At 60.8% G+C, this 22148-nt stretch carries 19 protein-coding genes and 1 riboswitch; of the genes, 10 read left to right on the forward strand and 9 right to left on the reverse strand.

Annotation, left to right across the window (positions count from 1 at the left end):
* Positions 1 to 160: 160 nt before the first annotated feature.
* The 6 genes from ugpC to Q8K08_RS10470 all read right to left on the reverse strand — a co-directional run bounded on the left by ugpC (position 161) and on the right by Q8K08_RS10470 (position 6893).
* Positions 161 to 1219 carry a sn-glycerol-3-phosphate ABC transporter ATP-binding protein UgpC gene (ugpC, locus tag Q8K08_RS10445; protein ID WP_304804088.1) on the reverse strand — a complete coding sequence of 353 codons (1059 nt, stop codon included), beginning with the start codon at positions 1217 to 1219 and terminating at the stop codon, positions 161 to 163.
* Positions 1220 to 2089: a sn-glycerol-3-phosphate ABC transporter permease UgpE gene (gene ugpE, locus Q8K08_RS10450; RefSeq protein WP_370654180.1), complete on the reverse strand. Its 870-nt coding sequence runs from the start codon at positions 2087 to 2089 to the stop codon at positions 1220 to 1222.
* On the reverse strand, positions 2082 to 2963 hold the full coding sequence (gene ugpA / locus Q8K08_RS10455; protein ID WP_304804086.1) for a sn-glycerol-3-phosphate ABC transporter permease UgpA: 882 nt from the start codon (positions 2961 to 2963) through the stop codon (positions 2082 to 2084). The genes ugpE and ugpA overlap by 8 nt, the downstream gene beginning before the upstream one ends.
* A gap of 91 nt (positions 2964 to 3054) precedes the next feature.
* Positions 3055 to 4350 carry a sn-glycerol-3-phosphate ABC transporter substrate-binding protein UgpB gene (gene ugpB, locus Q8K08_RS10460; protein ID WP_304804084.1) on the reverse strand — a complete coding sequence of 432 codons (1296 nt, stop codon included), beginning with the start codon at positions 4348 to 4350 and terminating at the stop codon, positions 3055 to 3057.
* 227 nt (positions 4351 to 4577) lie between these two features.
* Positions 4578 to 5651 (reverse strand): hybrid-cluster NAD(P)-dependent oxidoreductase, encoded by a 1074-nt coding sequence (locus Q8K08_RS10465; protein ID WP_305250022.1) that lies wholly within the window; start codon positions 5649 to 5651, stop codon positions 4578 to 4580.
* 3 nt (positions 5652 to 5654) lie between these two features.
* The gene (locus Q8K08_RS10470) at positions 5655 to 6893 is read right to left on the reverse strand and encodes an SRPBCC family protein (protein WP_304804112.1); all 1239 of its coding nucleotides are present in this window, start codon (positions 6891 to 6893) and stop codon (positions 5655 to 5657) included.
* Positions 6894 to 6997: 104 nt separating this feature from the next.
* Positions 6998 to 7198, reverse strand: a riboswitch (cobalamin riboswitch).
* Positions 7199 to 7448: 250 nt separating this feature from the next.
* Between Q8K08_RS10470 and Q8K08_RS10475 the strand changes: the two genes are divergently transcribed.
* The 10 genes from Q8K08_RS10475 to Q8K08_RS10520 all read left to right on the forward strand — a co-directional run bounded on the left by Q8K08_RS10475 (position 7449) and on the right by Q8K08_RS10520 (position 19796).
* Positions 7449 to 8030, forward strand: a complete 582-nt coding sequence (locus Q8K08_RS10475; protein ID WP_322573528.1) for an ANTAR domain-containing protein — start codon at positions 7449 to 7451, stop codon at positions 8028 to 8030.
* Entirely contained in the window at positions 8027 to 9202 is a 1176-nt protein-coding gene (locus tag Q8K08_RS10480; protein WP_304803222.1) for a CmpA/NrtA family ABC transporter substrate-binding protein, read from the forward strand. The genes Q8K08_RS10475 and Q8K08_RS10480 overlap by 4 nt, the downstream gene beginning before the upstream one ends.
* A gap of 288 nt (positions 9203 to 9490) precedes the next feature.
* Complete coding sequence (locus Q8K08_RS10485) at positions 9491 to 10780, forward strand: CmpA/NrtA family ABC transporter substrate-binding protein (RefSeq protein ID WP_304803219.1); 1290 nt, start codon at positions 9491 to 9493, stop codon at positions 10778 to 10780.
* Positions 10781 to 10790: 10 nt separating this feature from the next.
* On the forward strand, positions 10791 to 11675 hold the full coding sequence (gene ntrB / locus Q8K08_RS10490; protein WP_304803217.1) for a nitrate ABC transporter permease: 885 nt from the start codon (positions 10791 to 10793) through the stop codon (positions 11673 to 11675).
* Positions 11672 to 12481 carry an ABC transporter ATP-binding protein gene (locus tag Q8K08_RS10495; protein ID WP_304803214.1) on the forward strand — a complete coding sequence of 270 codons (810 nt, stop codon included), beginning with the start codon at positions 11672 to 11674 and terminating at the stop codon, positions 12479 to 12481. The genes ntrB and Q8K08_RS10495 overlap by 4 nt, the downstream gene beginning before the upstream one ends.
* Positions 12482 to 12486: 5 nt before the next feature.
* A complete protein-coding gene (gene nirB / locus Q8K08_RS10500; RefSeq protein WP_305250023.1) occupies positions 12487 to 14913 on the forward strand; it encodes a nitrite reductase large subunit NirB in 2427 nt (808 codons plus the stop codon).
* The gene (gene nirD / locus Q8K08_RS10505; RefSeq protein ID WP_304803209.1) at positions 14910 to 15245 is read left to right on the forward strand and encodes a nitrite reductase small subunit NirD; all 336 of its coding nucleotides are present in this window, start codon (positions 14910 to 14912) and stop codon (positions 15243 to 15245) included. Before nirB ends, nirD begins: the two co-directional genes overlap by 4 nt.
* On the forward strand, positions 15242 to 17839 hold the full coding sequence (locus Q8K08_RS10510) for a nitrate reductase (protein ID WP_305250024.1): 2598 nt from the start codon (positions 15242 to 15244) through the stop codon (positions 17837 to 17839). Before nirD ends, Q8K08_RS10510 begins: the two co-directional genes overlap by 4 nt.
* The gene (gene cobA, locus Q8K08_RS10515; RefSeq protein ID WP_304803204.1) at positions 17836 to 18672 is read left to right on the forward strand and encodes a uroporphyrinogen-III C-methyltransferase; all 837 of its coding nucleotides are present in this window, start codon (positions 17836 to 17838) and stop codon (positions 18670 to 18672) included. The genes Q8K08_RS10510 and cobA overlap by 4 nt, the downstream gene beginning before the upstream one ends.
* Positions 18673 to 18737: 65 nt before the next feature.
* Complete coding sequence (locus tag Q8K08_RS10520; protein WP_305250025.1) at positions 18738 to 19796, forward strand: four-carbon acid sugar kinase family protein; 1059 nt, start codon at positions 18738 to 18740, stop codon at positions 19794 to 19796.
* A gap of 42 nt (positions 19797 to 19838) precedes the next feature.
* On the opposite strand, the gene Q8K08_RS10525 is transcribed toward Q8K08_RS10520, so the two are convergent.
* From Q8K08_RS10525 to Q8K08_RS10535, 3 genes are all read right to left on the reverse strand, one after another.
* A complete protein-coding gene (locus tag Q8K08_RS10525; protein WP_305250026.1) occupies positions 19839 to 20780 on the reverse strand; it encodes an NAD(P)-dependent oxidoreductase in 942 nt (313 codons plus the stop codon).
* A 66-nt stretch (positions 20781 to 20846) separates the two neighbouring features.
* Complete coding sequence (locus tag Q8K08_RS10530) at positions 20847 to 21578, reverse strand: glycosyltransferase family 2 protein (protein WP_305250027.1); 732 nt, start codon at positions 21576 to 21578, stop codon at positions 20847 to 20849.
* Positions 21575 to 22147 (reverse strand): DedA family protein, encoded by a 573-nt coding sequence (locus Q8K08_RS10535; RefSeq protein WP_304803196.1) that lies wholly within the window; start codon positions 22145 to 22147, stop codon positions 21575 to 21577. The genes Q8K08_RS10530 and Q8K08_RS10535 overlap by 4 nt, the downstream gene beginning before the upstream one ends.
* Between the last annotated feature and the right edge of the window lies 1 nt (position 22148).

The raw sequence follows: 22148 nt of genomic DNA on the forward strand, positions 1-22148 counted from the left end.
CCGCACAGAGCGACCAAGGTTCAACCAAAAAGCGACAATTCTGCAGTGATCTCACGGGAATATCAGCAGTTGTGAACGCGCCCGCTGCGCGTGGACTTGTGTGGCTGCCACGATTGCAAAAAGGGGCCGGTCAATGACCGACCCTTTCACTGTCTCCAAGTCAAAGTCGCTTGCCTGTCTCCTTGGAAAAAAGGTGCATCCTGCCCTCAGCGGGCGCCACATGCAGACGATCTCCACGCGCAGCAACAGTGCTGCCGGGTAGGCGCAACGTCATCAGAACGTCAGAGCCTTCAATAACCCCATAGCCAAAGGCATCTGCGCCCAGCCATTCCACGGATCGCAACACAACCGGAATAGAGGGCGTGCCGGCGTCTACAATCTCCATGTCCTCGGGGCGCAGACCAAGCCTGACCTCGCCACTGGCGGGCAGGCCGGAAAGCGGCAGGCGCTGTCCGCCCGGCAAGACTGCAACCCCCGCCTCGGCCTGCACGGTGAAAATGTTCATCGCAGGCGACCCGATAAAGCCCGCGACAAATTCGCTGGCCGGGGTCATGTACACCTCATGCGGGGTGGCGATCTGGTCGGCGACACCTTTGTTCATTACGATCAGCCGGTCGGCCAGCGTCATCGCCTCAACCTGATCGTGGGTCACATACAGCATGGTCTGTCCGGTGGTCTGGTGCAGGTCCTTGATCTGCAAGCGCATCTGCACCCGCAGCTTGGCGTCAAGGTTGGAAAGCGGCTCGTCCAGCAGAAACGCCGCCGGTTCGCGCACCAGTGCCCGCCCCATCGCCACCCGCTGCCGCTGCCCGCCAGACAAGGCGCGTGGCTTGCGGTCAAGATAGGGCTCCAGCTCCAGTATGGCGGCGGCCTTGGCAACGCGGGCGTCAATCTCGGCCGCAGGCATCCTGGCGATTTTCAGGCCATAGGCCATGTTTTCGCGCACGCTCATATGCGGGTAAAGCGCGTAATTCTGGAACACCATGGCGATATCACGCTCGCGCGGTTCCAGATCATTCACCACCCGGTCACCAATCGAGATTGTGCCGGCGCTGATCCCCTCCAGCCCTGCGACCATCCGCAACAGCGTGGACTTGCCGCAGCCCGAAGGCCCGACGATCACCACAAATTCCCCGTTGGAAATGTTCATCGTGATCCCGTGGATCACTTCTTGCCCGGCATAGCTTTTGCGCAGGTCGTTCAGTTGGATATTTGCCATTTACTTCTCCGTCTCGACAAGGCCCTTCACGAACCACCGCTGCATCAGCACGACCACAAGGATCGGTGGCAGGATGGCCAGCACGGAAGTCACCATGACGAGGTTCCAGGGGGTATCGGCATCAGCGAAAGAGATCATCTTTTTCAGCGCGATGACGATGGTGTTCATTTCATTCGAATTGGTCACCAACAGTGGCCACAGATATTGCGTCCAGCCATAGATGAACTGAATCACAAAGATGGCGGCCACATTGGTCAGCGACAGCGGCCACAGGATATCCTTGAAAAACCGCCATGGCCCGGCACCATCCACCCGTGCCGCCTCCAGCAGTTCATCCGGGATGGTCATGAAAAACTGCCGGAACAGCAGCGTGGCCGTGGCCGATGCGATCAGCGGCAGGATCAGACCAGCATAGGTGTCAATCAGCCCCAGATCGACCATCACCTTATACGTCGGCTGAATCCGCACCTCGACCGGCAGCATCAGGGTGATGAAGATCAGCCAGAAACACGCCATGCGGAACGGAAACTTGAAGAACACAATCGCATAGGCAGAGGCCATTGAAATCACGATCTTGCCCACCGCAATACCGACCGCAATCAACGTGGTATTGCCCAGCAGTCGCCACAGGCTGACCCCACCGATCCGGTTGATCTCACCGGAAAACGCGCCCCGGTAATTCTCATACGCTTCTGCCCCCGGAAGCAGCGGCAACGGAGGGCGCAGGATGGTCTGCACCGAGTGGGTCGATGCGATAAAGACGTAATAAACCGGAAAGGCCACGATGATTACGCCAAGGATCATCCAGAGATGCGCCATCGTGCGGGCAGCGCCCCGCGCCACCATCGGGGTTTGTGATCCATCACCCATAGTGCACCCGCTTTTCAATGAACCGGAACTGGAAGGCGGTCAGCGCAATCACGATGACCATCAAGATCACTGATTGCGCGGCGGAATCGCCCATGATCAGGTTTACGAACCCGTCGTTGTAAACCTTGTAAACCAGCGTTTCGGTCGATTTGCCCGGCCCGCCACTGGTGACTGCATGGATGATGCCGAATGTGTCAAACAACGCGTAAACCGTGTTCACAACCAGCAGGAAAAACGTGGTCGGTGTCAGCAGTGGGAAGACGATGGTCCAGAACGCGTGCCGCTTGGTCGCACCATCAATCGCCGCCGCCTCCAGCAAAGATTTCGGAATCGCCTGCAAGCCCGCCACGAAGAACAGGAAATTATAGCTGATCTGCTTCCACGTCGCCGCGGCCACCACCAGTGCCATTGCCTGATCACCATTCAGCAACGGGTTCCACGCAATCCCCAACTGGCGCAGGGGCCATGCCAGCGTGCCAAAGGAAGGGTTGAACATGAACAGCCACAGCATGCCCGCAATCGCCGGGGCGACGGCATAGGGCCAGATCATCAGCGTGCGGTATAACCCTTTGCCACGAATGATCTTTTCAACCTGCACGGCCAGAAACAGCGCAATTCCCATGGCAAAGAACGCGACCAGCACCGAAAAGACCACCGTGACCTGCATGGCATTCAGATAGGCCGGGTCGTTCAGCACCTTGCGAAAATTCGCCAGCCCTACAAACTTTGATGACAGGCCGAACGGGTCTTCGCGCAGCACAGACTGGCGAAACGCCTGCGCGGCAGGCCAGTAGAAAAAGATCAGGGTAATCGCCAGTTGCGGCGCCAGCAAAAGCCAGGGCAGCAGCTTGTGCGGAAAGACGGTACGTCGCATCCACAATCCTTGCTATTCAGTAAAAAGGCGGGTCAGAAAAAAGAAGGGCGCGCAGCGGCCCGGTGCCGATGCGCGCCCGGTGGTGGCTGACTTAGCCGCCGGTTGCGTCCTTGATCGCGGCATTGCCACGGGTCGCCGCCGCCGTCATCGCCTCTTGCGCGGTTTGCTGACCGGCAAGCATCTTCTCGAATTCCTCATTCAGAATGTCGCGAATTTGCGGCAGGTTCGGTGCGCGAACGCCTTTGGAGTTTTCGGTCGGCTCTTTGCCCATCATCTGGGTAATCGGAACTTCGCGCGCTGGGTTGGTCTCGTAAAACCCCGAGCTTTTGGTGGCCTCGTAGGCCGCCATCGTCACTGGCAGATAGCCAGACACTTCGTGCAGATATTGCTGAACTTCGGTCTGCGACAGGTAGTTGAAGAAGGTGCCAACGCCTTTGTAAGCTTCATCCGACTTGCCACCCATTACCCACAGCGACGCGCCACCCGGCACGGTGTTCTGCGGTGCGCCTTCTGCTGATTCGTCATAGGGCAGCTGGCCAATGCCATAGTTGATGCCGGCCTTGACGATATCGCCCAAACCGCCCGAGCTTTCGGTCAGAATTCCGCATTCGCCTGAAGTGAAGTTCTGCTTGGCTTCCGACGTGCGGCCGCCATAGACGAACACGCCTTCTTTGGCGAGGTCAGCCATTTCCTGGAAATGCTTGACGAACAACGGGCCATCGACGGCCAGTTCAGGGGTGCCGGCCAGACCGTTTTCGTTGCTGGCCCAGGACACGTTGTTCCAGGCGGCAAAGTTTTCGGTGTGGATCCATGTCAGCCATGTCGAAGTATAGCCACAGGTTGCTGCACCGCTGGATTTGATCTGACGCGCTGCCGCCCAAACCTCAGCCCAAGTGGCGGGCGGAGTGTTCACATCCAGCCCGGCCTTTTCAAAGATATCCTTATTGTAATACAGGATCGGGGAGGACGAGTTGTAGGGGAAAGACAGCATTTCGCCCGCTGGGCTGGAATAATAGCCAACGATACCCGGCAGATACTCGCTCTTGTCAAAGTTGAAACCAGCTTCGGTCAGAACTTCGGCCACTGGCTTGATTGCGCCCTGTGCGCCCATCATAACGCCTGTGCCAACGTCGAACACCTGAATAATGTCCGGCGCTTGGCCTGCGCGGAATGCAGCGATGCCTGCGTTCAGGGTTTCGGGATAGGTGCCTTTGAAAACAGGCTTCACCACATAGTCTGACTGGCTTGCATTGAAATCTGCCGCGATCTTTTCAACCACTTCAGAGTTTGCGCCGGTCATAGCGTGCCACCAAGAAATCTCAGTCTGGGCCTGCGCTGCCACTGGCAACGCCATCAACCCGACGACACACAGGTTCACGGTTTTCATGTTTGTCTTCCTCCTAGGGATTTGCTGACTGGGCACCTATTCCCGAAAGACATGACATTCATGCAACATTCGGCCTCCCCGGCGCCCCTTCATTGCACCAAACGAAAGAAATTTTACCAGAAAGTCAATTGTCTTGCGGCAATAGCGAACATAAACGGTGAAAAGAGGAACAATTACGCCCGCCAGCGCAGGTCAGGGCCATCATGCTGGCTGACGGGCGGGGCGATTCAGGCCTTAATACTGACCTTGCCGATGGGATTAGAGCAGCAGGCCAGAATGTAGCCATCAGCAATGTCATCGTCTGAAATGCCGCCGTTATGAACCATGTGAACCTCTCCGGCGGTCTTGCGCACTTTGCAGGTGCCGCACAGGCCAAAGGTGCAGCCTGACGGAATGTTCAGCCCGGCCTTGCGGGCCACAGCAAGAACCGTGTCGGTTTCCGCGCAGGCCGCAGTGACACCCGAACTGGTAAACGTAACAGCCGCGCGTATGTCGGCATCGGGCACGACATCTGTGATCGGTTCGGCATCGCTTTCGGTGCGGACGGGTGCGCCAAAGCTTTCCTGATGATAGCGGTCCATGTCATAGCCGATCGAGACCAGCATCTCGCGCACCGATTGCATGAACGGTTCGGGACCGCAGCAAAACACCTCACGCTCCAGATAGTCAGGGGCCATCAGGCCCAGCATGATCTGCGACAGCCGTCCCTGAAACCCATGCCAAGTGCGGAAGGGGTCGGGTTCCTCGACTGTGAACCGCAGTTTCAGACCTGGAACCCGGTTGGCAAACTGTTCGAGCCGCTCGCGGAAAATTATCTCGGACGGGCGCTTGGCGGCGTGAACAAAAGCAATGTCCGGCATCTCGCCCGAATCCCACGCCCATGTTGTCATCGACATCATCGGCGTGATCCCCGACCCGGCCGAGATGAACAGATACTTCGACGCCGGATGCCGGTGAAAGCTGAAGATCCCCGAAGGCCCGAAAGCTTTCAGCCGCATGCCGGGTTTCAGATGGTCCAGCATCCAGCGGGTGCCAATGGATGCCGCCTGCGCCTTAACGGTGACAGAGATCGACAGCGGACGCGACGGGCTGGAGCTGATGGTATAGGTGCGCTGGATATTGCCACCTGGCACCGGCAGATCAAGCGTCACGAACTGCCCCGGCTGATAGTCGAACCACGCGCCCGACGGCGCGCGAAAGGTGAATGTGGCCGTGTCAGCCGTATCGGGTACCACCATGGCACATTCCAGCAGCTCAGAGTCTTGCCACGGTTTCGCGGTCCAGTTCCGTTGGTTGGGCATGGCTTACTCCGCCGCCAGTGTAGGGGTTGGCTTCAGTTTGCCCGCCAAGGTTTTGCAATACCAATCCACGAACTGGATCACTCCTTCTTCTTGCAAGGGCGAATAGGGGCCGGGTTCATAAGCAGGGGACAGGATGCCCTTTTGATTTTCTTCCACCACCTGCCGGTCTTCGTCATTGGTGGCCAGCCAAACCTCGGTCAAGGTTTTCAGGTCATAGTCCGTGCCCTCGACCGCGTCTTTGTGCACCAGCCATGTCGTTGTCACCTCGGTCTCGGTCGGACTGACAGGCAGGACGCGGAAGGTGATCGCATGGTCACCAAGAAAATGGTTCCATGTGTTGGGGTAGTGATACATCAGCAAGCTGCCCGCATCGTTGAACGGCATCTGCCCCATGCGTTTTTGCACCGCAGCTTTCGTGTGCATGGTGTAGCTTTCCGCGTTGTTCAACAGCGGGATGCGCGCGAGGCGCCATTGGAAATCCGGTGCATGAACGAAGCGTGAGGGCAGGCCCGCAGCCTCACACCGGTTCCAATGTTCCAGAATTTCGGGGCTTGCCGAATGCGGGCCATCCATCGCGCCGATCTTTGGGTTGTCCGAGAAGGTCCGGCACAAGGATGGGTGCGATCCGCCACAATGATAGCATTCGCGATTGTTCTCGATCACCAGCTTCCAGTTGCCCTTTTCAACTATGGTCGACGAGAAAGCGACCTTGGCATCGGCCAGACCGGACGGCGCCAGATAGGTCGCTGCCGCGCGGGCCAGATCGGCGATTGCAGGGGGCACGTTGGCAAGGCAGATATACACGACCCCGCCCAGATCGACGCAATGCACCTTTTTCAATCCATAGGCGGCAGGGTTGAAATCATTTCCCATGTCGCGCGCCCAGACCAGCTTGCCATTCAGATCATAGGTCCACTGGTGATAGGGGCACACAAGGTTTGTCGTGGTGCCGCTGGTTTTGGCGCATAGGCGTTGCCCGCGATGGCGGCAGACATTGTGAAACGCGCGGACGCGGCCATCTGTGCCGCGCACGATGACAACCGGATAGGCCCCGACCTGCATGGTCGCATAAGACCCCGCCTTGGCCAGTTCACAGGACGGAACCGCGAACAGCCACTCCTTATACCAGATCTGTTCCAGATCGGTCTGAAAGACCCCTGGGTCGCAATAAAGATCTTGCGACAGCGCAAAGTTTGCCTTGCGCGATTGTAGTTCAGTTTGGATTCCGTCCTGGCTCAGCATCTGGACCTCGCTATGCCCATGCCTCCCCGCATGGACGGTTGAATAATGTGGCAAGGGCGGGATGCGGTCCGGTATCGCCCGACGCGCATTCCCCCCACCGCCTGCCGCGGCGCTATGTACAAGGCTGGTTTCCGGGCTTGGAAAGCGGGCCATCGGCCCGGGCACGACACCTTCCCAAAGAGCAAGCCCTTCAGTGGTTTTCGTCGCGCCTCACTTTCATCACCGTTGCGGGGGCAGCGCCGGCGTTACACCGGCTTCCCAATTCTCCGCTGTGTTGCAGCGGCACCTTGCAGCGCCAAGATACGATCTTGCGTGCCATGCCATGTTGCGAGGCCGACTTGGTGTCGTCGCTTTCCGACGCAGCCCAAAAATGCCATACGCCGATGTCTTTTGGCTGCCGTCCTGTCATGGCTGTATTTGCAGATTAATTATCAGGCGGTTGTAAAAAAACTGCGCAGATTATGGGCGGAGGCCGCGCCGGACGTCCCGAAGATCAAGCGCGGGGTTGCAGCTGGCATGGCGCAGGCCACCTCTTGCGATCACGGAGAACAGCGTATGGCAAAGCTTTCCATCATCGTGGTCGAGCGCGACCGAGAGCGTGCGTTGCGCATCGTCGATGGCCTTATGGCCTCGGGCGATCATGCAATCACCGTCATTTCCGAAGAAACCGGGCTGGCGCGGCGCATTGCCGAGCAAAAGCCCGATATCGTGCTGATTGACGTGGCCGATCCGTCGCGCGACGTGCTGGAAGAATTGGCGTTGGTCTCTGGCCCGATGGAACGACCCGTGGCGATGTTCGTGGACCGCTCAGACGAGCAACTGACCCGCGCTGCGATCGAGGCGGGGGTGTCGGCCTATGTGGTGGATGGCTTGCAGCCCGAGCGGATCAAGCCGGTTCTGGATGCCGCCATCGCTCGATTTCACATGTTCCAGAAAATGCGCGCTGAACTGGCGGCAACCAAAGCCGCGCTGGAGGATCGCAAGATCATCGACCGCGCCAAGGCGATTTTGATGAAAGCGCGCGGGATTGACGAAGAAGCTGCCTATGCCCTGCTGCGCAAGACTGCGATGGACCAAAAACGCCGGGTGGCTGATATCGCACAGCAACTGGTCATGGCGGCGGGGCTGTTGACATGAGCCTGACAACGCTGCGCCTTGGTTATGTGCCGCTGACGGATGCCGCCCCACTGATCGTCGCGCAAGAGCTGGGCTTTGCCGCAGAAGAGGGGCTGGCCCTAGATCTGATCCGGGTGCAAAGCTGGGCGCAAAGCCGTGATCTGTTGGGCATGGGCGGGATCGACGCGGCCCACATGCTGGTGCCGCTGCCGATTGCGCAAACTCTTGGCCTTGGCCCGGCCTATCCACGGTTTGATCTGGTGATGATGCTGTCGGTGGGTGGGCAGGCAATTGCGGTCAGCGCAGCGCTGGCCGATGCGATGCGCGCCCAAGGGCACGGGTTTGGGTTTGATGATCCGATTGCAGCGCGCGAAGCGTTGATGGCTGTGGCGGGCGGCCAGTTGCGGGTTGGTGTCCCGTTTCCGTTCTCCACACAGGCAGAACTGGTGCGGCGTTGGCTAGATGGCACCGATCTGGCCCCCGGTGTCGCGATCCATACTGTGCCGCCGCCCCTGATGGCCGATGCGCTGGCGGCGGGCGAGGTCGATGCGTTTTGCGTGGGCGAGCCATGGGCGTCTTATGCCGTGGAAACCGGGGTTGGCGTGCTTTTGCTGGCGGGGCGGGCGATCTGGGCCTCGCCACCCGAAAAGGGGCTGGTCGTGACCCGTGATTTCACCGAAACGCGCCCTGAAGAAACCGGACGCCTCATGCGGGCTGTCTGGCGCGCGTGCCGTTGGCTGGATCGCCCCGACAACCGGGGAACGGCGGCCGAAATCCTGTCGCGGCCTGAATATCTGAACCTGCCGCCTGAACTGACAGAACGTGGTTTGCTGGGGCGTCTTCATGTCAGCGCAGCGGGCGAGGTCCGGCAGTTTCCCGACTTCATCCGGTTTCACGACGGTGCGGCGAATTTTCCGTGGCGCAGTCTGGCGGCGCTGTTGGCGCGGCGGATTGCGGCCGCGCACGGGCTGGATGTGACGCGCGCGATGGAGACGGCGACCGAGTGTTTTCGTACCGACCTCTATCGCCAGCATTTGCGCAGCGCAGGCGCCGATCTGCCCGGAGCATCCGCCCGTATCGAAGGAGCCATGGCACATTCAACGGCAGTCGCGTCGGAAAAGGGCCAGATGATTCTGGCACCCGATGGGTTCTTTGATGGCGAAACCTTTGACCTGTCGTTCGCCAACCGATGAAGGATTGGGCAAATAGTTTTGCGATAGCGCAAATGACATGCTGCAACTGCGATACTGCACCGCAGCGCTTGACCGAAGGCCGACGAGCGGTGCAGGCTTAAGATCAGAGACAAAGCAATGGCGCTTTTGATCTGCATGTTTTCCGCAAAGATGCGGTCCCCCCAAAAATGGCAACGCCGCCACCCGTCCTGTCCTCTTGTCAGAGGCCGTGACCGAGGTGGTTTTTTGCCGTTCAGCCCAAGCCCGCCGCGCAACCGCCGGCCCGGCCTTTGCCAGAGGACACGCCACATGACCCTTATTCAGCCCAACCGCCGCAGCTTTCTGAAATCCGCTGTCAGCGTTGCCGCAACCGCAGCCGCCGCACGCCTTGCCTTGCCGGGCGGCGCATGGGCCGCAACCGCCACACCCGAAGTGACTGGCTGCACGCTGGGCTATATCGCCCTGACCGACTCTGCCCCGCTGATCATCGCCTTGGAAAAAGGCCTTTTCGCCAAGCACGGGATGCCCGATGTAAAGGTCGAAAAGCAGGCCAGCTGGGGTGCCACGCGCGACAACATGGCGCTTGGGGCTGCCAGTGGTGGTATCGATGGCGGGCATATCCTGCGCCCCAAGGTGCATTTGTACTCCACCGGCAAGGTGATGCAGAACAACCAACCGCTGCCAATGTATACCCTGCTGAACCTGAATGAGGATGCGCAGGGGATTTCGGTGTCGCAAGCCTATGCAGACACCGGTGTTGGCGTTGACAGCTCGCCGCTGCGTGAGGTCTTCGCCGCCAAGCGCGCGGCTGGGCAGGAGATTCCGGTCGCCATGACCTTCCCCGGCGGCACGCATGACCTATGGATGCGCTACTGGCTGGCGGCTGGCGGGATCGACCCGACCAAAGACGTGGACCTGATCGTCGTGCCGCCACCGCAGATGGTGGCGAACATGAAGGTCGGCAACATGGAGGCGTTCTGCGTCGGCGAGCCGTGGAATGAACAGCTTGTCAACCAAGGCATCGGCTTTACAGCGACCACCACGGGCGAGATTTGGTCCAAGCACCCCGAAAAGGTGCTGGGCATGCGCGCGCAATGGGTTGATGACAACCCGAATGCCACGCTTGCGCTGATGATGGCGGTGATGGAGGCGCAGATCTGGTGTGACGACGCCGCCAACAAGGATGAGATGGCCGAAATCATTGGCCGCCGGCAATGGTATAACGTGCCGGTCGCAGACATCGTCACCCGCCTTAAGGGTCAGATCAACTTTGGCAATGGCCGCGTTGAAAGTCGCCCCGATCTTGCAATGAAATTCTGGGGCGCGGATGGTGCAACCTCTTACCCGTGGAAATCCCTCGACACTTGGTTCGTGACAGAAAATAAGCGGTGGGGCGCCTTTGCGGGCGATCTTGATACCCGCGCCTTGGTCGATGCCACCAACCGCTCTGATCTGTGGCTTGCGGCCGCTAAAGGGCTGGGGCTGGAGCCGGGCTTTGCCGACAGCCGTGGGGTCGAGACGTTCTTTGACGGCAAGATCTTCGATCCGGCCAACCCCGAGGCCTACCTCGACAGCCAGTCGATCAAGGCCATGGTGTAAGGGGGTGGGCATGTCTGTCGTCGCGTTGAAAAAGACCGCCCCCCCGGCCAAGCAGGCAACGGCAGAGGTTCTGCCCCTGCCTGTGACGGCCAGATCGGGGCAGTGGTTGCGCAAATCCGTGTCAGGCTTTGGCGCAGCGGTACTGCCGCCGTTGGTGGTGTTGTTCGTGCTGCTGGCCATTTGGCAGATCGCGTTCTCCGGCCCTAATGCTGGTTTGCCGACGCCAACCAAGGTCTGGGCCGAAAGCAGCGAGTTGATCCTCGATCCGTTCTTTGTTTATGGCTCGCAAGACATTGGACTTGGCTGGCGGGTGCTGACCTCACTGGAACGGGTGGCTTATGGATTTGGCCTTGCCGCTGTGGCTGGGGTGCTGATGGGTGCGTTGATCGGGCAATCGGCACTGATGATGCGCGGCTTTGACCCGATCTTTCAGGTGCTGCGCACAGTGCCGCCACTGGCATGGCTGCCGATTTCGCTGGCGGCTTTCATGGACAGCCGGCCAAGCGCGATCTTTGTGATCTTCATCACCGCGATCTGGCCCATCATCATCAACACCGCCGCCGGGGTCCGCGCCATTCCGCAGGACTACCGCAACGTGGCCGCCGTTCTGCGCCTGAACCAGATTGAGTTTTTCTGGAAAATCATGGTGCCCTCCGCCGCGCCTTACATCTTTTCGGGGCTGCGCATCGGCGTTGGCCTGTCTTGGCTGGCCATCGTTGCCGCTGAAATGCTGACCGGCGGCGTCGGCATCGGGTTCTTCATCTGGGATGCGTGGAACTCCAGCCGGTTGACCGACATCATCGTGGCGCTGATCTACATCGGGGTGACCGGCTTTGTGCTGGATCGTCTGGTGGGCTGGATCGGCTCTGTTGTTTCACGGGGGACAGCGACATGACCATGGCACCCACAAAATACCTGCACATCGACCGTGTCTGCAAATCCTTTACCAACGGGTCCAAAGTCACAGAGGTTTTGTCAGACATCCGTTTGACCATCGACAAGGGCGAATTCGTGTCGATCATCGGTCATTCCGGTTGCGGCAAGTCCACGCTGCTGAACCTGATTGCTGGCCTTACCGACGTGACGACCGGTGCGCTGAAGCTGGAAGGGCGTGAGGTGAACGCACCGGGGCCAGAGCGTGCGGTGGTGTTCCAAAACCACAGCCTGCTGCCATGGCTGAGCGTGTATGACAACGTAAAGCTGGCAGTGACCAAGGTGTTCTCATCCACCAAAAGCCGGGCGGAACGGCATGACTGGATCATGCAGAACCTCGATCTGGTGCAGATGACCCATGCCGCCGACAAACGGCCCGGCGAAATCTCGGGCGGGATGCGGCAGCGGGTGGGCATCGCGCGCGCGCTGTCGATGGAGCCAAAGGTGCTGCTGCTGGATGAACCCTTTGGCGCGCTAGACGCGCTGACGCGGGCGCATTTGCAGGATGCGGTGATGGATATCCACGCCCGTCTTGGCAACACCATGATCATGATTACGCATGATGTGGATGAAGCCGTCTTGCTGGCCGACCGTATCGTGATGATGACCAACGGCCCGGCAGCCACGATTGGCGAGGTGCTTGATGTTGCCATTCCCCGCCCCCGTGACCGCATCGCATTGGCCAGCCACCCCGATTACGTCCGTGCCCGCGAGTCGGTGCTGCGGTTCCTGTATGAACGTCACCGTTTCGTCGAAGCGGCGGAGTAACCGATATGAAACAGAAACTTGTGGTGATCGGCGCGGGCATGGCCTCGGGCCGGATGTTGGAGACTATCTTTGACGCCGGGGGCAATTTTGATGTCACCCTGTTCAACGCCGAACCGCGCGGCAACTATAACCGCCTTATGCTGTCGCCGGTGCTGTCGGGAGAGAAGACTTACGCGCAGATCGTGACGCATGATGCCGACTGGTATGCCGCACATGGCGTGGATTGCCGTTTTGGTGAGCCGGTGGTCAAGATCGACCGCGAAAACCGGGTAGTCTATTCCAACGCCGGTGGCGTCCCTTATGATGCGCTGGTGATCGCCACGGGGTCGGCACCGTTCATCGTGCCGGTGCCGGGCAAGGATTTGCCGGGCGTGGTCGCTTACCGCGATCTGGAAGACACCAACGCGATGATTTCGGCCTCTGCACCCGGCGCCAAGGCCGTGGTCATCGGCGGTGGTCTGCTGGGGTTGGAGGCCGCCGCAGGCATGGCCGCGCGCGGGGCAGAGGTGACGGTTATTCACCTGATGGGCCATCTGATGGAACGTCAGCTTGACCCGGCAGCGGGCTATCTGCTGCAAAAGGATCTGGAAAGCCGGGGTATCCGCATCCACTGCAAAGGGGCCACCAAGGCCATTCTGGGCACCGACCGGGTAGAGGCGGTGCTGCTGGAGGATGGCACCGTTTATCCCGCAGATCTGGTCTGCATGGCCGTTGGCATCCGCCCTGAGGTGCGTCTGGCAAATGACGCTCATCTGGAGGTCGGGCGCGGAATCACGGTGAATGACCAGATGCGCACCAGCGACCCCGCGATCTTTGCGCTGGGCGAATGTGTGGAGCACGACAAGCAATTGTTCGGCCTTGTCGCTCCGCTGTATGATCAGGCCAAAGTGCTGGCGGCGACCCTGCTGGGGCAAGACGTCGCGTTTCGGCCGGTGCAGACTGCAACCAAGCTGAAGGTCACTGGGGTTGATCTGTTCAGCGCGGCCGATTTTGCCGAAGCGCCGGGGCGTGAAGACATCGTGTTCCGCGATCCGGGGCGCGGCGTTTACAAGCGCCTTATCCTCGAAGGCGACCGGCTGCTGGGCGCGGTGATGTATGGCGACACAGCGGATGGGTCTTGGTTCTTTGATCTGATCAAGCAGGGCAAAGATATTACAGACTTGCGCGACACGCTGATTTTTGGACCAGCTTTTGCCGGGGGGGCCTCTGCAAACCCTTTGGCAGCCGTTGCAGCGTTGCCGCCTGAGGCGGAGATCTGTGGCTGCAACGGCGTATGCAAGGGCAAGATCCTCACGGCGATTGAGGGCGGGGCCAACACGCTGGACATGGTGCGCAGCGCTACCAAGGCCAGCGCAAGCTGTGGCACCTGCACGGGTCTGGTGGAACAGGTCATGGCGCTGACGCTGGGCGATGGCTTTACCGCCAACGCCAACCCGCCCATGTGCAAATGCACCGATCACACGCATGAAGACGTGCGGCGGCTGATCAAATCCATGGGGCTGAAATCCATTCCCGCCGTGATGCAAGAGTTGGGATGGAAAACCGTGGGGGGCTGCGCAAGTTGCCGCCCGGCGCTGAATTACTACCTGATCGCCGATTGGCCCACTGAATACGCTGACGACCGCCAGTCGCGGTTCGTGAATGAACGCAACCACGGCAATATTCAGAAAGACGGCACCTATTCCGTTGTGCCGAGGATGTGGGGGGGCGTCACCACCCCGGCCGAATTGCGCGCCATTGCTGATGCCGCCGACCGCTACGCCGTGCCGATGGTCAAGGTGACTGGCGGCCAGCGGATCGACCTGTTGGGCGTAAAAAAGGAAGACCTGCCGGCGATCTGGTCTGACCTGAACGCCGCAGGCATGGTCAGCGGCCACGCTTATGCCAAGGGGCTGCGCACGGTGAAAACCTGTGTCGGAACCGAGTTCTGCCGCTTTGGCACCCAAGACAGCACTGGCCTTGGGATAAAGCTGGAGAAACTTCTCTGGGGATCATGGACGCCAGCCAAGGTGAAACTGGGTGTCTCTGGTTGTCCGCGTAACTGCGCCGAGGCGACCTGCAAAGATATCGGCGTGGTCTGTGTGGACTCGGGCTATGAGATCAGCGTCGCAGGTGCCGCAGGCATGGACGTGCGCGAAACAGAGTTCCTGTGCAAGGTCACGACCGAGGCCGAGGTGATGGAAGTCATTGCCGCCTTTACCCAGCTGTATCGCGAAAACGCGCGCTATCTGCACCGCATTTACAAATGGGTGGCCAAGGTAGGTCTGGACTGGTGCCGCACACAGGTCGAGGACGAAGTCATCCGCCGCGCGCTTTATGACCGGTTCATGCTGTCGCAATCGGTCTATCAGATTGACCCATGGGCCGAACATGCCGCCAAACCTGCTGATTGGGCCCCAGTGGCCGACCTGACGATAAGGGCCGCCGAATGACACAGTTCATCGACATCGCCGCATTGGATGACATCCCGCCGCAGGGCGCGCGGGTGGTCAAGACCCCGGTCGGCTGCATCGCCGTATTTCGCACAGCTGACGATCAGCTGTTCGCTCTGGATGACCGTTGCCCGCACAAGGGCGGGCCGTTGTCCGAAGGGATCGTGCATGGCACCTCTGTTACCTGTCCGCTGCACGCCTGGGTGTTCGATCTGAACACCGGGCAGGCGCAAGGGGCGGATGATGGGCAGGTGCGGACCTATGCCGTGCGATCCGAGGCCGGGCGCGTGCTGCTCGATGCGGCGTTTCTGGCACGCAGGTCAGCGGCATGACAGCCGCGATCCGCACCACTTGCCCCTATTGCGGTGTGGGTTGCGGCGTGCTGGCCACTCCCGATGGTAAGGGTGGCGCGGCCATTGTGGGTGATCCAGATCACCCCGCAAACCGGGGGCGGCTTTGCGTCAAGGGCGCGGCTCTGGGTGAAACACTCGCCACCAACGGGCGGTTGACGACCCCGCGCATTGCCGGGGCCGAGGCGACATGGGACGCGGCGCTTGACCTGATCGCCACACGCTTTGCCGATACCATCGCGGCCCATGGACCGGACTCGGTGGCGTTGTATGTGTCGGGCCAGTTGCTGACCGAAGACTACTACGTCGCCAACAAGCTGATGAAAGGCTACATGGGGTCGGCCAATATCGACACCAATTCGCGGCTGTGCATGGCGTCAAGCGTGGCGGGCCATCGCCGTGCTTTTGGGTCAGATACGGTGCCGGGCCAGTATGAAGACCTTGAATTGGCCGATCTGGTCGTGCTGGTCGGCAGCAATCTGGCATGGTGCCACCCGGTGCTGCACCAGCGCCTGATGGCGGCAAAGGCCGCGCGTGGCACAAAGATTGTGGTGATTGACCCCCGCCGCACCGCAACCTGCGAAGGGGCAGACCTGCATCTTGCGCTGGCTCCGGGGGCCGACGCGCATCTGTTCAACCTGCTTTTGTGCTATCTGGCCGACAATAGCCACCTGAACGCTGGTTTCTTGTCCCATGTGTCCGGTCTCGATCATGCACTAAGCGCTGCCCGTAGCAGCACTGATGCCGACTCCGGGCTGGCCCCTGACGATCTGACCCGCTTTCTTGCGCTTTGGGCGGGCAGCGAAAAGGTGGTTACCGTTTACTCGCAAGGCATCAACCAGTCTGACAGTGGCACCGACAAGGTGAATGCGATCATAAACTGTCACCTTGCCACAGGCCGGATCGGTCGCCCCGGCATGGGGCCGTTTTCGGTGACAGGTCAGCCAAACGCCATGGGTGGGCGCGAGGTGGGCGGGCTGGCCAATATGCTGGCCTGCCATCTGGATCTGGAAAGCCCCACCCACCGCGACGCGGTTCAAGGCTTCTGGACCAGCCCGCGCATGGCGGACAAGCCTGGGTTAAAGGCAGTGGACATGTTCCGCGCGGTGGAAGACGGGCGCATAAAGGCGTTGTGGATACTGCACACCAACCCCGCCGTATCAATGCCCGACGCTGACCGCGTTGCGCGCGCCATCGCGGCCTGCGATTTCGTGGCTGTCAGTGAGGTCTGGCCCACCACCGACACCGCGCGGCTGGCACATGTGCTGCTACCTGCAGCTGGTTGGGGTGAGAAAGACGGCACCGTTACCAATTCCGAACGCATGATCAGCCGACAGCGCGCCTTTGCCCCCCGGCCGGGGCAGGCGCGGGCAGATTGGTGGCAATTGGCACAGGTGGCGAAACGCATGGGGTTCGCAGGGTTTGACTGGGCCGGACCTGCCGAAGTGTTTGCCGAATATGCCGCCTTGTCTGGTGTGGCCGGGGCGCTGGGCAGCGATTTTGATATCTCTGGTCTTGCGGGCGCGTCTTATGAAACGCTTGCCCCTGTGGCATGGCCGGTGGCCGCCCGAATAGGGGGCAGGTTCTTTGCGGACGGCCGCTTTCACACGCCCGATGGCCGCGCGCGCATGGTGGCTGTGACGGCAAACCTGCCCGCACCACTGGACGCACCCCATCCGTTCCGCCTGAACACCGGGCGGGTGCGCGACCAATGGCATACGATGACCCGCACCGGCATGGCCCCGCGCCTGTCGCAGCACCTTGGCGAGCCATATCTGGAGATCAATCCCACTGATGCCGCACAGCTTGGCCTTGCTCCGGCAGCGCTGGCCGAGGTGACCTCCCCGCAAGGCCGTTCCATTCTTCGGGTGATGATCAGCGATCGCGTGCGTTCCGGTCATCCCTTTGCACCGATGCATTGGACGGGAGAAACCGCCCCGTCGGGCCGTGTCGATGTGCTGGTGCCGGGGCTGACCGATCCGGTATCGGGGCAGCCTGCCAGCAAATCTGCGGCGGTGGCGATCCGGCCTTTTGCTGCCGCTTGGTATGGCTTTGCTGTGTCGCAAGGTGATCTTCACCCTGCCTGTGACTATTGGGCCAAAGCGCCCCTGACGCAGGGGGTTCAGGCAGAACTGGCAGGCCAGACCCAGCCCGACGATTGGGCGGACTGGGCCTCGGCGCTGTTTGGTCTGTCTGCGCCTTCCGCCATGGTGTCAGACCCCGCGCGGGGTCTCCACCGTCTGGCCTTTGTTGAAAACGGCAGGCTGGCAGCGGCATTGTTCATCTCACGCGGACCGGTGCTGGTGTCGCGCGGCCATCTGGGTGGATTGCTGGGCGGCACCGAGACCGCCGCGCTGGCGGGCCGGCCATCAGCCGACCGCCCCGACCCCGGCCCAACGGTCTGCGCCTGTTTGAACGTGGGGCTGAACACCATCTTGCGCGCCATGGCTGACAGCAGCCTGATCACCGTTGATGCCATCGGGGCCGCCCTTGGCGCTGGCACCAACTGCGGGTCCTGCCGCCCCGAGATTGCCGCCCTTCTTGCCCGTCACAGCCACCGCGAGGCCGCCGAATGAGCTTTCTTGAACACCCCGCAACCCTTGTCCCGCAGCCCGTCACTCCGCCGCGCGGGCGTATTGCCCTTGTTGGCGCGGGGCCGGGATCAGCCGATCTTTTGACCCTTCGCGCCATACGATGCCTCGGGCGGGCGGATGTGGTGTTCTACGATCGACTGGTAGAGCCGGAGGCGCTGGATTTTGTCCGGCCCGGTGCAGAGTGCGTTTTTGTCGGCAAAGAGGTGGGTACCCATAGTTGGCCGCAGGCCCGGATTGATGCGGCGATCGTGGCGGCGGCGTTGCAGGGCAAACAGGTGGTGCGTTTGAAATCGGGCGATCCGTCAATCTTTGGCCGTGCATCCGAAGAGATAGAGGCCGCGCGGGCGCATGGCATTGATATTGAGATCATCGCGGGTGTCACTGCCGCCTCTGCTGCTGCGGCCAGCCTGTGCCGACCCCTGACGCGCAGGGGCGTGACAGATCGTGTGATGCTGGCGACGGCCACGTGCTGCACAGGAGAGATGCCGTCACAAATCGCTGAAATCGCGCGGCCGGGAACGTCACTGGTGTTCTATATGGCGATGAATCAGCTACAGGCTTTGACCGCGCAGTTGTTGGGTGTGGGCGTTGCAGCAGATCAGGCGGTCACAGTCGCCACGAATGTCTCCAGACCAAATGAGCGTAGTCTGAACACCACGGTCTCACGCCTGTCGCAGGACTGTCAGGCCGCAAATGTCCGCAATCCGGCGGTCATTCTGATTGAACTGGCAAAGCCGTCTGAGGTGCCACTTGCTTTTGGCGTGGCTGACGGCAACGCTTGCAATGCATCCCTATCCGTCGGACACATGGCCTGAACGTGACGGCCTGTCCTTGCTGACCATGGAACACTGCCGTTCAGATGCCATGGAGGCTGTGCAACATGACAGGTCCGGTCGCGGCCATTATTGCGGATGATCTGACGGGCGCGCTGGATTCCGCCGTGCCCTTTGCCATGCGGGGTTGGAAAACGATTGCTGTTACATCTGTCGCCGCAATCTCTCAGGCGCTCAACGCCGGGGCAGAGGTGATTTCGGTATCGCTGGACAGCCGCGAAATTCCACAAGCCGAGGCCGCAGTCCGAATGCATCAGGCGGCGCTTGCCCTTTCTGGCTTTCCGGTGGTTCTGAAAAAGATCGACTCGCGGCTTAAGGGCAATGTCGCGGCAGAGGTTGCGGCGCTTCTGGCGGCTCGCTTGCCGCAGAAGGTTGTGGTCTGCCCGGCAATTCCCGAATTGGGGCGGCGTGTGAGTGGTGGGTTCATTCGGGGAATGGGCATTGCGCAGCCCATTCCTGTGGCGCCGTGCCTTCCCCCGTTTGCTTTGGGCGAGTTGAGTGTGCCTGATGCCGAGACGGATCAGGATCTTGCAGCCATTGTTCAGGACGCTCCGGCGGGAACCGTATTTGTTGGCGCGCGCGGTTTGGCTTCGGCTTTGGCAGCGCATCTTGCCAAGGGGCACGCACAGATCGTGCCGGATCTGGGCTGGTCTGGCCCCGTGGCGGTGGTTGTTGGGTCGCGCGATCCAATCACCTTGGAACAGGTGGATCATCTTCGGTCTGCGGACCCGGTTCAATGGATTGCTGCGCCGGGTGGTGTTGTGCCGGAACATTCGGCTGCGGGCTCTGTCATCGTGCAGGCAACGCAGGGAAGCGAGGCTGAAACAGACGGCAGGGCGGTTTCTTTGCGGCTGGCACAGGGCTTTGTGCGCCATCATTCATCCCCCACGCGCCATCTTGTTCTGACAGGCGGAGAAACGGCTGCTGCGGTTCTGACGGGCCTTGGCGTGACCGCGCTTGAGGTGCTGGGCGAGGCGCAGCCCGGCCTTCCGGTTTGCCGCGACCTGAACCACACGTCCGGTCCAGTGTTCATCACGAAATCGGGCGGCTTTGGCGCGGTGGATTGTCTGTTGCGTCTGGTTCGGCAGGGCGCTGGTCAGGTCTGATTTGTGCCAAAGTGCTGGATAAATCGCAGTCAGCCTGCCTGTTTAGGTAGCTGTAAAGGCGATCATGTCCCGCAAGCTGGTGTCCAACGGGATCTGCCGGGTCCAACCCGTTGCAGCGATCAGGCGTTGCGGATCACCGATGCTTTTGTGTACCCCTGAAGCGTTGTGCTGTGTGCCGTTCTCAATATCCGGTTGCCAGCCACCAATAAGGCACAGGGCCGAAAGCATGTCTTTCAGACTGTGGCCTTCGCCCGAAGCCACATTGAACAATCCGCGCGGTCCGTTTGGCTGGCTCAGTGCGACAAGCGCCGTTGCAACGTCGCGCACGTCTATCCAGTCGCGCACCGCCATTGGATTTGAAAGGGTAAAGCGGCCGGGGGTTTCCCGTAGCTGTTCGATGAAAACCTGCGGTACCAGCCGTGCGGTCTGACCGGGGCCGATCACATTGAAGGGCACAGCAACCGCCAGATCAAGACCAAGCCGATCAGCCTCGGCAAGCGCGTGCAGCGTCGCCGCCGCCTTGCTGATGCCATAGGCCGCCGCCGGCCGCATGGGATGATGCTCGTCAATCGTACCCTGATCAGGTGCCATCGGTGCCCAGATTGCTGCCGATGACACGATCACCAACCGCGCGGGCTGCGGCATGCGCGACACTGCGCCCACCAGCCGGGCGGTTGCTGTCAGGTTGGCGGTGAATAGATCGGCGCGGCCCTCATCGGTATCGGGGGCCGCGGTGCGTCCGGCACAATGGATGATGGCACCCGGACTGATCTTGGCCAAAAGCGCATCCAGAGGGTCTTGCGCAAGGTCTGCATTGGCCCACGGAAACGCAGTTTGCAGGGGCTCAGACGACTTGCCCCGCACCCAGCCAAAGGGCTTTGCGCCTGCTGCTGCCAAAGCGGTCATCACGACACTGCCGATAAAGCCAGCCGCCCCTGTCACAATGACCGTTTGGCCCGCCAATGTGTGGCTGCTCCGATCCATCACCCCTCCGCAACGACACCGACAGTTGCGGTGAAATTGAAGCGGATTGCTACCCTCAAACGCAAATCAGTGCCGCAATTTCAACTGCATCAGACGCTGTCTCAGCGTTGGCGCGCCCGTGCGCCGGGCCGCGTCCCGCAAAAAGTCGATCTGGGTAAATGTCGTGCCAAGTGAGACGGTCCGCAGAATGTCGCGCATCATGCCAAGATCGGCCCGCAATCCGGCTGGCCAACCGCATTTATGGGCTTTTGATGGGCTGGAAACAGTCGCCCAACGGACAATCGCGACCGACATGCCCGCCGCCTGAATGTGGGTGTTCAGAAAAACCTCCAGACCAAAGCGTGGCAATGCCTCTATGTCGGACAGGATCGGTGCGATCAGCGACATTGGCAGCACGCGTTCCCCGGTGATGTAATCCACCCCAAGCCATTGCCACAAAGCCGGGGCATTGCCGCGCAAGGACAGAGAGACATCTGCCCGCCGTTCTGCCACGGGGGCAAGCAGGCGCGACAAGTCCAGCGGGCTCAGGCCGATCAGATCTGCGTCCAGCAAGACCACATGGCTGGTCTTCACGCGCGCCAGTGCTTCGGCCAGGGCCGCTGATTTCCCACGGTTCGGCCAAAGCCGCAGCACGACAGCGCCAGTTGCCTGCGCCACAGTGGCGGTATCATCCTGCGACCCGTCATCAACCACGATCACCGGACCAATCATCGGGTGATCCAAAGCCACCGCCACAACGCCCGCGATCCGGTCAGCTTCGTTATGGGCGGGGATCAGGCAGGTAAAGGTGGGTGTCATGTGTCGCTCCGTTTTCGCGATCTGAAATGGTGGGCGGCAAAGAGGGCAATGCAGATAGAGGTCAGCACTGTCGCGCCCAGCAACCACGGACCAACGCGGTCACCAATGGCACCAAACCACCAGCCAACTGCCATGCACAGCGCGACCTTTGGTACAGTCGCCGCCGTATTCAGCGCCAGAAAACGAAGAAAAGGCATCCGTGCCATGCCAGCCGCCAGCAGTACCGCAAAGCCAGCGGAATGGGTCAGCTTGCCCAGAACCAGAATGCGCGCATCATTTTTGCGAAAGGCACGGATCACACTTGCCAGCCGCCTGCGCGTCACGCCAAAGCGGCTCAGCCACGGCAGAGCCATCCCGGCCCGGCCCTTTCGACCAATGACATACAGCAAGATATCCCCCGCCAGATCGGCCAGAAGCAACACCAAAAAAACCAGACGCAGCGGAACAAGCCCGGCCTTTGCCAGATAGCCCGAAATCACCGAGATCACCGGCCCTTCCAGAACAGCCACCGGTGCGATGATCAGCAACCCGTAATCCCGGATCAGCGCGCCGACATCGGCTTCGGTCATG

Origin of the sequence: Pseudotabrizicola sp. (genome assembly GCF_030684215.1) — a bacterium.
GTDB lineage: Bacteria > Pseudomonadota > Alphaproteobacteria > Rhodobacterales > Rhodobacteraceae > Pseudotabrizicola.

Coding starts and splice junctions, on each gene's coding strand:
- ugpC (WP_304804088.1), bottom strand. CDS start 1,219: ATGGCAAATATCCAACTGAACGACCTGCGCAAAAGCTATGCCGGGCAA.
- ugpE (WP_370654180.1), bottom strand. CDS start 2,089: ATGGGTGATGGATCACAAACCCCGATGGTGGCGCGGGGCGCTGCCCGC.
- ugpA (WP_304804086.1), bottom strand. CDS start 2,963: ATGCGACGTACCGTCTTTCCGCACAAGCTGCTGCCCTGGCTTTTGCTG.
- ugpB (WP_304804084.1), bottom strand. CDS start 4,350: ATGAAAACCGTGAACCTGTGTGTCGTCGGGTTGATGGCGTTGCCAGTG.
- Q8K08_RS10465 (WP_305250022.1), bottom strand. CDS start 5,651: ATGCCCAACCAACGGAACTGGACCGCGAAACCGTGGCAAGACTCTGAG.
- Q8K08_RS10470 (WP_304804112.1), bottom strand. CDS start 6,893: ATGCTGAGCCAGGACGGAATCCAAACTGAACTACAATCGCGCAAGGCA.
- Q8K08_RS10475 (WP_322573528.1), top strand. CDS start 7,449: ATGGCAAAGCTTTCCATCATCGTGGTCGAGCGCGACCGAGAGCGTGCG.
- Q8K08_RS10480 (WP_304803222.1), top strand. CDS start 8,027: ATGAGCCTGACAACGCTGCGCCTTGGTTATGTGCCGCTGACGGATGCC.
- Q8K08_RS10485 (WP_304803219.1), top strand. CDS start 9,491: ATGACCCTTATTCAGCCCAACCGCCGCAGCTTTCTGAAATCCGCTGTC.
- ntrB (WP_304803217.1), top strand. CDS start 10,791: ATGTCTGTCGTCGCGTTGAAAAAGACCGCCCCCCCGGCCAAGCAGGCA.
- Q8K08_RS10495 (WP_304803214.1), top strand. CDS start 11,672: ATGACCATGGCACCCACAAAATACCTGCACATCGACCGTGTCTGCAAA.
- nirB (WP_305250023.1), top strand. CDS start 12,487: ATGAAACAGAAACTTGTGGTGATCGGCGCGGGCATGGCCTCGGGCCGG.
- nirD (WP_304803209.1), top strand. CDS start 14,910: ATGACACAGTTCATCGACATCGCCGCATTGGATGACATCCCGCCGCAG.
- Q8K08_RS10510 (WP_305250024.1), top strand. CDS start 15,242: ATGACAGCCGCGATCCGCACCACTTGCCCCTATTGCGGTGTGGGTTGC.
- cobA (WP_304803204.1), top strand. CDS start 17,836: ATGAGCTTTCTTGAACACCCCGCAACCCTTGTCCCGCAGCCCGTCACT.
- Q8K08_RS10520 (WP_305250025.1), top strand. CDS start 18,738: ATGACAGGTCCGGTCGCGGCCATTATTGCGGATGATCTGACGGGCGCG.
- Q8K08_RS10525 (WP_305250026.1), bottom strand. CDS start 20,780: ATGGATCGGAGCAGCCACACATTGGCGGGCCAAACGGTCATTGTGACA.
- Q8K08_RS10530 (WP_305250027.1), bottom strand. CDS start 21,578: ATGACACCCACCTTTACCTGCCTGATCCCCGCCCATAACGAAGCTGAC.
- Q8K08_RS10535 (WP_304803196.1), bottom strand. CDS start 22,147: ATGACCGAAGCCGATGTCGGCGCGCTGATCCGGGATTACGGGTTGCTG.